Raw genomic sequence first — 12681 nt, 5'->3', positions numbered from 1 at the left:
CAGTGGGGTAGCTTAGTCACCCCTATTTTGCTAGAAAGAATTGAAATGATTATTTCCTTACAGGGTTCTATGGCTGTTGGAAAAACAAGTGTTTTAAAGGCTATCACAAAGAGACTTCCGGGTGTGACGATCAGCTATGAAGATGTTATAGGAGTCATTACCAAAATAAAACAGGATCAATTGGACAAGGATAATTATGATGATTATCAAATCATACAAGGGTTATGGATTGATCATGAAATTTCTCGTTACGAAAAGGTAGCGGATAAGAAACTTGTTTTGATGGATTTTGGTGCGGAAGAAATTGATTTTTATACGCGATTTTATCCTAAAGCATGTGGGAAAGATTGGCAACTAAGTCCGCAACTGATAAACAAACTAAATGACTTAGAACCTTGTCTGCCTGACCTTGTGATATACCTTGATGCGAGTGATTTAGAGTTACGACAGCGGAAAAAACGGGATAAAACGAGAAGCCGTTCCTTTTTTGAGTTTCAACTTGAAAATCTCTTGCCAATAAAAAGAGCATGGTTCTTATCGAAGGATAATACCACAGTGATAGATACGAATGATAAAACACTCGAAGAAGTTTGCCAAGAAGTTTACATGATCATATCCAACTACGTTTCAGATAATTGAATCTCTTCTTTTTTAGGTGTAAAATATAAGAAAACAACGTAAAGTGAGGATTTAATATGTCAGCATTTGCATCAGCTTTTAACCCTATTTCAGCAGTGGCAGCTGAAGAGGCTATCAAGAATCAAGAAAAAGTCATTCTCTTTGTTGGTCGCCCAACCTGCCCATACTGTCAGCGCTTTGAACCTAAATTGACCAATGTCGTCAAAGCTAATCATCTTAATGTTCATTATCTTCATTCAGAAGATAGCTCACAAATGGAATCCATCCAAGCTCTCCGCGACAAGTATGGCATTAAAACCGTTCCAGGTCTTCTTGTAGCTGAAAAAGGTCAGGTACGTGTGGTTTGCGATTCCTCACTTTCTGAAAAGGACATCCTTGACTTTATCGGCTAAGACTTTAGGCTGATTTTAAAAGAAATAGCAGAGCTAACCTTGTTTGTTGGCTCTTTTTTTACTATAATAGTAGGGAATCTATCTTTGAAGGAGAATAAGAATGTCACCAACATTACTAATTATGGTCGTTGTTATGGCGGGAATGATGTATTTGACTACCCGTCAACAGAAAAAAGCAGCTAAAGAGCGTCAGGATCAAATGAATGCCCTCGCTAAAGGTGACGAAGTGGTTACCATTGGTGGCCTTTACGGAGTCGTTGATGAAGTCAATCAAGCGGAACAAAAAATTGTTCTTGATGTTGATGGAGTGTACCTAACTTTTGAACTTTCAGCTATTAAGCGCGTAGTGACAAAAGGCGGGGATATTCCAGGTGAAATTGGACTCGTCGATGAACCAGCTGTTAAGACTGATATCACAAACGATTCAGCCATTGAACCAAGCTGATTTTTATGGGGAGATGATTAGATGATTAGTCGGTCAAAACGTTAAAGTAAAGCAGCTGATCATTTTACCAATAGACTAAAGATGGTGACAAAAGTAGTTTTTAGGAAACTAAGCTTTTGTCACTCTTTTTATTTTATAGTCAAATGACTTAAGTTCCAGACAAGGAACTGAGACGTAGATAGTATTTGTGAGGGGCAAGTTGAAAGTGACGATGTATATTTAAAGGAAATTCTTAAGACTCTACAAATAAGGATACGTCACACGATTGGCTAGATTGCTATTTAATGAACAGTAAATTAATACATTTTTGACTTGATGGACATCAGCTTTATCTGCATCGGTGCCGCTTCGTCTGATTTTCATTGAAGATAAGCATTTCCTCGAGAAGGATGATACAAAACATGGCTAAATAGCCTTAAAATATGGTAAAATAAAGTGATTATGCTTTGATGAAGGAAGACAGATGTTTGGATTAAAACGAAAAAATACAGAATTGATTCTTGATAAGATTCCAAAACATATTGGGATTATTATGGATGGCAATGGTCGTTGGGCTAAAAAACGTCTCCAACCACGAGTTATGGGTCACAGGGCAGGGATGAACGCCCTGCAAAACGTTACGATTGCTGCCTCTGAGCTAGGTGTCAAAGTTTTGACCGTTTATGCTTTCTCGACAGAAAATTGGTCACGCCCAGAAGATGAAGTGGCTTTTATCATGAACCTTCCTGTCGAATTCTTTGATAAATATGTTCCGGAATTGCACAAGAATAATGTCCGTATTCAAATGATTGGGGAGCGTCGGCGACTTCCTCAAGAAACGCAGGTAGCTCTTGAAAAGGCATTGGAAAAGACGCGACATAACTCTGGCCTAGTGCTTAATTTTGCACTGAATTATGGTGGTAGGGCAGAGATTGTGGAAACTGTTCGTGAAATAGCTCAGGATGTGCTAGATGCTCGTTTGAATCCAGGAGACATTACAGAAGACCTTATTTCTGGTCATTTGATGACTAGTCAACTCCCTTACCTATATCGTGATCCTGATTTGGTGATCCGTACCAGTGGAGAGTTGCGTACTAGTAATTTCCTTCCTTGGCAGATTGCCTACAGTGAACTCTACTTTACCGATAAGCTGTGGCCAGATTTTGATGAATCTGCCCTTAAAGAAGCTATTTCAGATTATAACCGCAGACATCGTCGATTTGGTGGCCTGTAATCCAGAAAGGAATTTTTAATGAAACAACGTGTGATTTGGGGAGCTATTGCCTTGGCAATCTTTGTTCCATTCTTGTTGATTGGAGACTTACCCTTTCAGCTATTTATTGGTGTTTTAGCCATGATTGCTGTTTCGGAACTTCTCCGTATGAGACGACTAGAAGTTTTTTCATTTGAGGGGGTACTGGCAATGCTAGCTGCCTTTTCATTAGTCGTCCCTTTGCAAAATTACTTAACTTTTTTACCTGTGGATGGTAGCTTTACTGTCTTTGGTTTGATGATGTTCTTTGTTTTAGCAGGGACAGTTATTTCAAGTGAAACCTATGCCTTTGATGATGCGGCATTTCCTATGTTGTCTAGTCTGTATGTTGGGATTGGTTTCCAAAACCTTGTCAATGCTCGAATGGCTGGTTTGGATAAAGTTTTCCTAGCCTTGTTTATTGTTTGGGCTACTGATACAGGTGCTTACTTAATTGGACGTCAATTTGGACAACGAAAATTACTTCCCAAAGTATCTCCCAACAAGACCATTGAAGGAAGTTTAGGCGGTATTTTATCTGCAGTGGTAGTTTCCTTGATCTTCATGCTCTTTGATAAAGACGTTTATGCCCCGCATCATTTTTTTGTCATGCTGATTTTAGTGGCTATTTTTAGTATTTTTGCGCAATTTGGTGATTTGGTGGAAAGTGCCATCAAACGTCGCTTTGCAGTTAAAGACTCTGGCAAACTTATTCCTGGACACGGCGGCATTCTTGATCGCTTTGATAGCATGATTTTTGTTTTTCCTATCATGCACTTATTTGGACTATTCTAGACTGAAAAGGAGCAAGTCTTATGCAAGGATTATTAGCTTTTATTATTATTTTTGGTATTTTAGTAGTCGTCCATGAGTTTGGTCACTTCTATTTTGCCAAAAAGTCTGGTATTTTAGTTCGTGAATTCGCAGTTGGTATGGGACCAAAAATTTTTGCACATACTGGTAAAGATGGCACGGCCTATACCATTCGTGCCTTTCCTCTTGGAGGATATGTCAGAATGGCCGGATGGGGAGATGATACAACTGAGATCAAAACGGGTACCCCTGTTACATTAACTTTGAATAAAGATGGTCTGGTAAAACGGATAAACCTATCCCAGAAGCATCTAGAGCAGACAAGTCTTCCTATGAATGTTACGGATTATGATTTGGAAGACAAACTGACGATTACAGGTCTCGTCCTAGATGAAACAAGAACCTATGGCGTTGATCACGATGCGACAATCATCGAAGAAGATGGAACAGAGGTTCGCATTGCTCCACTTGATGTCCAGTACCAAAATGCGACCGTTTTGGGGCGCATGATGACCAACTTTGCTGGTCCGATGAATAATTTCATTTTAGGAGCCTTGGTATTTATTATCATGATGTTTGTCCAAGGCGGTACTCCAAATCCTGATAGCAACCAAGTCAGAGTTTCAGATGGCGGGGCCATGCAGGTGGCTGGTGTGCAAAATGGAGATCGAATTTTGCGAATCGGATCAATGAAAGTCTCTAATTGGGAAGATTTGACAAAGGCAGTCGACAAGAATACACGTAACTTGAAAAAAGGCGACAGTATTGACGTCTTAGTAGCCACAGCAAGTGGTCAAGAACGTGAACTCCAAATTCGTCCGAAAAAGTCAAATGGTACCTACCTAATTGGTGTCATGCCAGGCTTAAAAACAGGATTTATGGATAAAATTGTTGGTGGGCTTCGAGAATCTTGGAATGGCGCAACCCTTATAGTTCGCGCTCTCAAAAACTTGATTACTGACTTTAGCTTAAATAAGCTAGGTGGTCCTGTTGCTATGTATCAAATGTCTAATCAAGCTGCTAAGAGCGGTCTGGTTGACCTTTTATATCTCATGGCTATGTTATCAATCAACTTGGGTATCTTTAATCTCGTTCCCATTCCAGCCCTTGATGGTGGAAAGATTTTCATTAATATCATTGAAGCGATTCGCCGCAAACCGCTTAGCCAAGAAGTGGAAACTTATGTCACGCTAGCTGGTGTCGGTATTATGGTAGTCTTGATGATTGCTGTTACCTGGAACGACATCATAAGAGCCTTTTTCTAAAGTGACAAAACGATTAATGTAAAATAGAAAGGAAATGTGTTCGTTTTTATGACAAAACAGAACACGCCCTAATAGTTGTGCTAAAAAAAGTTGTACAGTGTTTTCCAAAAGATCAACGTTTCTACTTTATCGCACATTTGTGGGCATTATATCTTAAATATGAAACAATCTAATATGCTTATTCCTACACTTCGCGAGATGCCTAGTGATGCTCAAGTTATCAGTCACGCTCTTATGGTACGTGCTGGTTATGTTCGCCAAGTCTCTGCTGGTATTTACGCTTATTTACCATTGGCTAACCGTGTTATTGAAAAATTCAAGACCATCATGCGTCAAGAATTTGACAAAATTGGTGCCGTTGAAATGTTAGCCCCAGCTCTTTTGACAGCTGATCTTTGGCGCGAGTCTGGTCGTTACGACACTTATGGTGAAGACCTCTACAAACTCAAAAACCGCGATCAATCAGATTTTATCTTGGGCCCAACCCATGAAGAAACCCTTACGTATTTAGTTCGCGATTCGGTTAAATCTTATAAACAATTACCACTTAACCTTTACCAAATTCAATCGAAATATCGTGATGAAAAACGTCCGCGTAATGGTCTTCTTCGTACGCGTGAATTTATCATGAAAGATGGTTATAGTTTTCACAAGGACTACGAAGATCTAGATATTGCTTATGAAGCTTACCGTCAAGCTTATGAAGCTATCTTTAAACGTTCAGGTCTTGATTTTAAAGGTATTATTGGAGATGGTGGTGCGATGGGAGGAAAAGACTCCCAAGAATTTATGGCTGTGACACCTGACCGCACAGATTTGGACCGTTGGGTGATCTTGGATAAATCTATTCCATCTATTCAAGATATTCCAGAAGATGTTTTGGAAAAAATCAAAGAAGAGTTGGCATCGTGGTTGGTTTCTGGTGAAGATACGATTGCTTACTCAACAGAGTCAGATTATGCCGCTAACCTTGAAATGGCAACTAGTGAGTTTAGACCAAGTTCTAGAGTACTGTCACAGGACTCTCTTGTTCAAGTCGAAACGCCAAATTGTAAAACGATTAATGATGTGGCAGCATTCCTTGATATCAATGAAGAAGAGACACTTAAAACCCTCGTATTTAATGCTGATGGTGAACTTGTCGTTGCCCTTCTTGTTGGTAACGATCAAGTCAATGATGTTAAATTGAAAAACTATCTGGGAGCTGATTTCCTTGAGGCAGCTACTGAAGATGAGGTTCGTTCAGTATTTGGAGCTGGTTTTGGTTCTCTTGGGCCGGTCAATCTTCCAGAACAGGTACGCATTATTGCTGATTTGAAGGTGCAGAATACTGCTAATGTTGTTGTTGGGGCTAACCAAGATGGTTTCCACTTGACTGGTGTCAATGCTGAGCGTGACTTCAAAGCAGAATATGTTGATATTCGTGAAGTCAAAGAGGGCGAAGTTTCTCCAGATGGTAAAGGCACTCTTCAATTTGCACGTGGTATTGAAATCGGACATATTTTTAAACTCGGAACTCGATACTCCGATAGTATGGGTGCCAATATTCTTGATGAGAATGGTCGCGCAGTACCAATTGTTATGGGCTGTTACGGTATCGGTGTTAGTCGTATCTTGTCAGCTGTTATCGAGCAGCATGCCCGCCTCTTTGTGAATAAAACACCAAAAGGTGATTATCGCTTTGCTTGGGGCATTAATTTCCCTAAGGAATTGGCGCCGTTTGATGTTCACTTGATTACGGTGAATACAAAGGATGAACTGGCTAATGACTTGACACAAAATATCGAAAGTACGTTGATGGCTAAAGGCTACGAGGTCTTGACAGATGACCGCAACGAACGTGTAGGGTCTAAGTTCTCTGATAGTGATTTGATTGGTCTTCCAATCCGAGTAACTGTCGGTAAGAAAGCTACTGACGGCATCGTTGAAGTTAAGATCAAAGCAACTGGTGACAGTATAGAAGTTCACCAAGATAACTTGATTGAAACCTTGGAAATTTTAACAAAAGAAAACTAAGATCAGAAGCCTTGGCAATCCTGCTAAGGCTTTTGTGTTATAATGAAGCCATGATAGAAAATGATTTTTTAGAGCTGCTGAAAGCTGATCAGAAGATGATGCACATTTTAAAGATTATTGAAGATTTACAATTAGAGGATTCTTGGTTAGCAGCAGGGGCAGTCAGAAATTATATATGGAACCTATATTCCGGTTTACCAGGCTTTGATTCTGAGACTGATCTTGATGTGGTTTTCTATGATCCAGATATTTCTTATGATCAAACAATGATTATTCAAGAGACGTTAAAGCAAAGCTATCCCAGCTATCTTTGGGAGCTTAAAAATCAGGTTTATATGCATACGCATAACCCTGAGACGAGTCCTTATAAGTCAACCAGAGATGCTATTAGGAAATATCCGGAAACAGCAACGGCAGTAGCGCTTCGAAAGGTCGGTAATACCTTAGAATTTTTTGCTCCATATGGCCTAGCAGCTATCTATCAGTTTGAGATTCATCCAACACCGCACTATAAGGCTTCAACCAAACGTATGAAGGTTTATCAAGAGCGGGTGACTAAGAAAAATTGGCAGCAAAGATGGCCACGTATTCGAGTGTTTAATGACTAGATAAGGAGGGAAAAGTGTGTTTGATCTTAAAAACTGGACTTTCTGGCAACAATTCAATCGTTTAGCCTTAGTGGTTGCGGTGTTATCGGTTTTCGGTATTGTTGTCCTAAAAAATAATAGTTGGGTGACAGTGGGGCAGCTCATCTGGTCTGCCAGTTTTGCTATTTTTCCTAAAGTCCCTGATACAGTAGCCGTTTATCAGCGGCCAAGATATCTCAAGTTGGTTCGTTATGGTTCTGTTATCATGTTTTTGGTTTGGCTTTATACCTTTTTTAAGTGACCTAACGATTCGTTAAAGCATTTGCATAAACCAATTATGAGATGATTTTTTGATATAATAAGAGTTGAGAAAGGTGGTTTTGCAGATGAAACTTACAACACTTGGATGCTGGGGAGGCTACCCTTATAACAATGAGGGGACGACGTCTTATTTATTAACGGGACATGATGGCTTTCAACTTTTGATGGATGCTGGGTCGCGTTCATTAAATGAATTGGAAAAGGAAATTAGTCCTTTAGACTTGGACGCAGTCTTAATCAGTCATTATCACCCAGATCATGTCGCAGATTTGGGAGTATTACGTCATTACCGTCAGCTGTATCCAAAGCATTTATGGAAACCTAGAGTGCTTCCTATCTATGCACACAATGAAGATGAGTCTGAATTTAACAAGTTAACCCTGTCGGATGTTTCAGAAGGTATTGCCTATGATGTTAATGGTACCCAGAGTATCGGTCCTTTTGACATTACTTTTATCAAGACGGTTCATCCAGTTGTCTGCTATGCGTTTCGCATTGTTGAGCGTGAGACTGGTCAAATCTTGCTATTTACAGCTGATACAGGTTTTTTTGAAGCATTACCAGGATTTGTTGAGGGAGCAGACCTCTTCTTAGCCGATGTTTATCTTTATGAAGGCAATGAAAATCATCCTGCCCATTTAACTACCAAAGAAGCGGGTGAAATTGCAGTACAAGCTGGTGTCAAAAAACTTGTTTTAACCCATATGCCACCAGTAGCTCCAGAAGGTGTTGATTCAGATCATCATTTGGAAATCCTTCGTCAAGAAGCACAGCACTATGCCGGTGATATTCCAGTAGAATTAGCAGAACCTCACAAATGGTGGGAGTTAGGACACCTCTAATGCCAATATTTACAGAAGAAGAAAAAGACTACTTTATGCGAGAGGCTTTAAAAGAAGCGGAAAAATCCTTAGTCAAGGAAGAAATTCCTATTGGCTGTATCATTGTCAAGGATGGTCATATTATTGGGCGTGGCCATAATGCACGAGAAGAGCTCAGTCAAGCTATCATGCATGCAGAAATCATGGCTATTCAAGAAGCAAATCAGACAGTTGGGAATTGGCGATTGCTTGAGACAACCTTATTTGTCACTATTGAACCCTGCGTCATGTGTAGCGGTGCTATTGGACTTGCCAGAATTCCACAAGTCATTTATGGAGCTCCTAATCACAAATTTGGAGCCGCAGGAAGTCTCTATGATATCTTGACAGATGAGAGGCTCAATCATCGTGTTGAGGTAGAAGCTGGGGTGTTACAGGCAGATTGTGCCGCTATTATGCAGGCATTTTTCCGTCAGGGACGAGAAAAAAAGAAAGCGGCTAAGAGATTAGCTGAGGAAGCTAAAGAAAAAAACGATTTGCAATAAATTCAAAATATGATATACTAATTATCGGAGCAACACTTGTGCGTGAAGTGGGTCAGGGGAGGAATCCAGCAGCCCTAAGCGATGTCAGGTGTGTGCTCTTTTTTGATATAGTTTTAAAATCCTTTGAAATCAAGGTTTCAGAGGGTTTTTCTTTTGATTTTCATTGAGTATTAGGTTGGTATTTTTGATCTGAAAGATAAGATAACCCCGCTTATCCACTGCAGATAAACGGGTTTTTAGCTTATTTTTCTTTTTTATGGTCTAGCTTTTTGCCTAAGTCAATGATGTATTGTTTTAGATCATCCTTGACTTGTGAATGTTTAAGAGCGTAATCGATAGATGTTTTCATAAAGCCAAATTTATCACCGACATCGTAGCGGTTTCCAGTGAATTCATGTGCAAACACGCGTTGCGTTTTGTTAAGGGTATCGATAGCGTCGGTTAATTGCACTTCATTTCCAGCACCAGGAGCTTGCTTTTCTAAAATGGCAAAAATCTCTGGTGTCAGCAGGTAACGCCCGATGATGGCTAAGTCACTTGGGGCATCTTCAGGAGCGGGTTTTTCAACAAAGCTGTCCACGCTATAAAGTCCTTTATGAACTTCTTTATGTGGAGCAATCACACCGTAAGATGACACTTCCTCGTGGGGAACAGGCATTACGGCGATAGTAGAAGCATGTGTTTCTTCGAAAACATTAATCAATTGTTTCGTTAAAGGAACAGTTTTATCATTTGTAATGTCCATAAGGTCATCCCCAAGCATAACAACAAAAGGTTCGTTACCAACAAAAGCTTTAGCTTGAAGAACGGCGTCACCGAGACCACGAGGATGACTTTGTCGAATAAAGTGTAAGTTGATAGCGGTGGTATCATTCACTAGCTTCAACAAGTCATTTTTTCCTTTTTGTTCCAGATTGTGCTCGAGTTCAAAATTAGAATCGAAGTGATCTTCAATGGAGCGTTTAGCTTTACCTGTGATAACCAAAATTTCTTCAATACCAGATTTGAGGGCTTCCTCAACGATGAATTGGATAGTTGGCTTGTCAACAATAGGTAACATTTCTTTAGCGAGAGCCTTAGTAGCTGGTAGAAATCGGGTGCCAAGCCCTGCAGCTGGAATGACTGCTTTTCTAACTTTTGTATGCATAATTTTCCTCTACTTTATCTAGTCGGACCATTCGTTTTCTGAACGGAATTCATTTGACATCATACCAAGGATGGATTCTTTGATATCAGCCCCTTCATAAATAGCACGATAGATAGCGCTAGTGATAGGCATGTAAACTTCTAATTCTTGGGCGATTTCATAGGCAACTTTTGTTGTTGAAATCCCTTCGATGACCATCCCCATATTTTTTTCAATATCTTCAAGTTTTTCACCACGACCTAGGGCATCTCCTGCACGCCAGTTACGAGAGTGGCTAGAAGTACCTGTCACAATTAAGTCTCCAACGCCGGACAGCCCACTATAAGTAAGGGGACTTGCCCCCATAGCAACACCCAGTCGCGTAATTTCTGCTAGCCCACGAGTGATAATAGCGGCTTTGGCATTATCGCCATACCCAAGGCCATGAAGAGCACCAGCACCTACAGCGATGATATTTTTAAGGGCTCCTGCTGTTTCAACTCCGATGACATCAGTATTTGTATAGAGGCGGAAGTAGTGGTTGCTAAAGAGCTCTTGTACATACTTAGCGGCCTCTATATCTTTTGAAGCAGCTGTGATGAGAGTGATATCACGAACAATGGTTTCCTCGGCATGACTTGGGCCAGAGACAACAACGACTTCTGAACGTAAATCAGCTGGGATTTCTTCCTCAAGAATGGTCGATAATCGCTCATGTGTGCCTGGTTCAAGGCCTTTTGACGCGTGCATGATAGTAACTGGATGGTCTAAAACTTCAGCCACTTGTTTAGCAACTAGACGAGTTACCTTGGTTGGTACAACGAAGAGAATGGCATCTACCCCATCAAGAGCATCAGAAAGATTGTGGTAACCAACGATTTTTTCATCTAGGGTAATATCTTTAAAATAGCGTGTATTAGTATGTTTTTGGTTTATTTCATCGATTTGATCAGCGATATTTCCCCAAATACGAACGTCATGATTATTGTCGTTTAGAACCTGTGCTAATGCAGTCCCCCACGAACCGGGACCCAAGACAGCAATTGTTTGTTTGGTCATAGTCACTCCTTGATTTGTAGCCATTGAAAAGTTAAGTTCCGTAGAATTAACAAGAATCCTAAAGAGCTTTTCAAATGAGAGTTAGCATATATTCCTAAACATTATACCATAAAAACGCTTTAAAGGAATTTTGGGAGAGTAAGCCATCTTAATTCTAGGATTAGAATTACTGTTATCTTAAATAACCAGACAAGTCTCAGAAGGTAGTCTCCTTTCCAATAAACAGAATAAATCATAGTAATTTAAGCGATTATTTTATGCCATTCCTAAGAGGTAATGCCCATCATCTACTGCCAAATTGTCGATATGTCAGCCAGTTAAAAATCAAATTCCCAATACAAAAAAAGAAAGAACCAATCTGATTCTCTCTCATATATCATTGTCAGTCACTCATGGTACTTGTTAAAGCGCTTAAAAATTAAAATTCTCAGTCTCATTTTAAGGGATAGGTTATGTCCAGTAAATGCTATCTGTAATGCTCACTGGTGTTCTTCCTTGACTATTGGACGATCTGAGTTATCCAAAGATTTTCTAAATAAGAAGAAAAGAATGGAAAATCTTCAATAAAGAAACGGATCAAGCTATTTCCTGATAAGGTTTGCTGAATTTGATCAAAAGGAATAGTGGCTAAAATCGTAAACCCCATGCTAAAGGTAAAGCAAACAACAAGGCAAGATAGCAGACCAGCTATGATATTATTGACTTTAGTATCAAAACGATCGAGTGGTGTTAGGTGAAGAAGTACACCTAAAAATCGAATAGCAGCATAAGCAAGGGTATAAACGGCCAGAAAGGCAACGCCAGCGTAGAAGACTAACTCATGCGAGAAAAGATCGACATCTTTAAAGAAATAGATGTGAGCTCCTTCGGTTGGATTGGCATAAGGGACCCAAATATAGAGCATTTTAGCCAGTGGCTGATAGTAGGCTTTGGCAATAGCTAGGGCAACTAAGCTTCCAATAGTATAAAAAGCCTGCAGAAAGATGCCTCTTGAAAAGCCGATGTAGAAACTCCAAGCCAGAATAATAAAGAGCAAGAGTGTAATCATAGGTCGACCTCGGCTTCGTCAGTGCTTTCAGCCGTCTTGTCATCTATAAAACGTGCCCTCAAATCAGCCAATTCATTCTCCATATCTTCAATAGCAATCTCGCGACTGAGTTGAGTTGATAGGGCGTTAATGGCTAGTAAGATTGCCAAGGTTTCGTTGTCTGCTTGGGGCAGCTTTTCGCGAATAGCCTCGTATTTTTCTTTGGCAACACGTTCTACTTCTTCCATGAAGAGATTATCTTTATCAGTTGTTAATGTTAAGGGGCGATCCCCAAAAACAAATTTATAGCGATTCTTTTTTGTCATGAAAATACCTCTCAAATATTATAGCATAAAGGCCTTATTAGGGACACCTTTAGCTTTTGTTTAGTGGT

At 39.9% G+C, this 12681-nt stretch carries 15 protein-coding genes and 1 other RNA gene; 12 read left to right on the top strand and 4 right to left on the bottom strand.

What is annotated here, in order from left to right; translation table 11 throughout:
* Positions 1 to 45: 45 nt before the first annotated feature.
* The 12 genes from ABP870_RS07715 (at position 46) to ffs (ending at position 9189) form a co-directional block, all read left to right on the top strand.
* Positions 46 to 639 (top strand): hypothetical protein, encoded by a 594-nt coding sequence (locus tag ABP870_RS07715; RefSeq protein ID WP_350014877.1) that lies wholly within the window; start codon positions 46 to 48, stop codon positions 637 to 639.
* A 56-nt stretch (positions 640 to 695) separates the two neighbouring features.
* The gene (locus ABP870_RS07710; protein ID WP_350014876.1) at positions 696 to 1031 is read left to right on the top strand and encodes a thioredoxin fold domain-containing protein; all 336 of its coding nucleotides are present in this window, start codon (positions 696 to 698) and stop codon (positions 1029 to 1031) included.
* Positions 1032 to 1131: 100 nt separating this feature from the next.
* Positions 1132 to 1476, top strand: coding sequence for a preprotein translocase subunit YajC (yajC, locus tag ABP870_RS07705; protein ID WP_350014875.1), 345 nt, complete (start codon positions 1132 to 1134; stop codon positions 1474 to 1476).
* A gap of 463 nt (positions 1477 to 1939) precedes the next feature.
* Positions 1940 to 2689, top strand: a complete 750-nt coding sequence (locus ABP870_RS07700; protein ID WP_350014874.1) for an isoprenyl transferase — start codon at positions 1940 to 1942, stop codon at positions 2687 to 2689.
* Positions 2690 to 2707: 18 nt separating this feature from the next.
* Complete coding sequence (locus tag ABP870_RS07695; RefSeq protein ID WP_350014873.1) at positions 2708 to 3502, top strand: phosphatidate cytidylyltransferase; 795 nt, start codon at positions 2708 to 2710, stop codon at positions 3500 to 3502.
* 20 nt (positions 3503 to 3522) lie between these two features.
* Entirely contained in the window at positions 3523 to 4785 is a 1263-nt protein-coding gene (rseP, locus tag ABP870_RS07690; RefSeq protein WP_350014872.1) for an RIP metalloprotease RseP, read from the top strand.
* A gap of 159 nt (positions 4786 to 4944) precedes the next feature.
* Positions 4945 to 6801, top strand: a complete 1857-nt coding sequence (locus ABP870_RS07685; protein ID WP_350014871.1) for a proline--tRNA ligase — start codon at positions 4945 to 4947, stop codon at positions 6799 to 6801.
* 50 nt (positions 6802 to 6851) lie between these two features.
* The gene (locus ABP870_RS07680; RefSeq protein ID WP_350014870.1) at positions 6852 to 7409 is read left to right on the top strand and encodes a nucleotidyltransferase family protein; all 558 of its coding nucleotides are present in this window, start codon (positions 6852 to 6854) and stop codon (positions 7407 to 7409) included.
* Positions 7410 to 7425: 16 nt separating this feature from the next.
* Entirely contained in the window at positions 7426 to 7689 is a 264-nt protein-coding gene (locus ABP870_RS07675) for a hypothetical protein (protein WP_350014869.1), read from the top strand.
* An 85-nt stretch (positions 7690 to 7774) separates the two neighbouring features.
* Positions 7775 to 8551: an MBL fold metallo-hydrolase gene (locus ABP870_RS07670; RefSeq protein WP_350014868.1), complete on the top strand. Its 777-nt coding sequence runs from the start codon at positions 7775 to 7777 to the stop codon at positions 8549 to 8551.
* A complete protein-coding gene (gene tadA, locus ABP870_RS07665) occupies positions 8551 to 9075 on the top strand; it encodes a tRNA adenosine(34) deaminase TadA (protein ID WP_350014867.1) in 525 nt (174 codons plus the stop codon). The genes ABP870_RS07670 and tadA overlap by 1 nt, the downstream gene beginning before the upstream one ends.
* Positions 9076 to 9091: 16 nt before the next feature.
* Positions 9092 to 9189, top strand: an RNA gene (ffs, locus tag ABP870_RS07660) — signal recognition particle sRNA small type.
* A 127-nt stretch (positions 9190 to 9316) separates the two neighbouring features.
* On the opposite strand, the gene galU is transcribed toward ffs, so the two are convergent.
* From galU to zapA, 4 genes are all read right to left on the bottom strand, one after another.
* Positions 9317 to 10222, bottom strand: a complete 906-nt coding sequence (gene galU / locus ABP870_RS07655) for a UTP--glucose-1-phosphate uridylyltransferase GalU (RefSeq protein WP_350014866.1) — start codon at positions 10220 to 10222, stop codon at positions 9317 to 9319.
* An 18-nt stretch (positions 10223 to 10240) separates the two neighbouring features.
* Positions 10241 to 11260, bottom strand: coding sequence for an NAD(P)H-dependent glycerol-3-phosphate dehydrogenase (locus ABP870_RS07650; protein WP_350014865.1), 1020 nt, complete (start codon positions 11258 to 11260; stop codon positions 10241 to 10243).
* A 499-nt stretch (positions 11261 to 11759) separates the two neighbouring features.
* A complete protein-coding gene (locus ABP870_RS07645) occupies positions 11760 to 12308 on the bottom strand; it encodes a CvpA family protein (RefSeq protein WP_350014864.1) in 549 nt (182 codons plus the stop codon).
* On the bottom strand, positions 12305 to 12613 hold the full coding sequence (zapA, locus tag ABP870_RS07640) for a cell division protein ZapA (RefSeq protein WP_350014863.1): 309 nt from the start codon (positions 12611 to 12613) through the stop codon (positions 12305 to 12307). Before zapA ends, ABP870_RS07645 begins: the two co-directional genes overlap by 4 nt.
* Positions 12614 to 12681 lie beyond the last annotated feature (68 nt).

This window comes from Streptococcus jiangjianxini, assembly GCF_040225085.1.
Lineage (GTDB): Bacteria > Bacillota > Bacilli > Lactobacillales > Streptococcaceae > Streptococcus > Streptococcus jiangjianxini.
The sequence above is the reverse complement of the archived record's forward strand: the minus strand, read 5'-3'. Positions and strand labels throughout refer to the sequence as shown.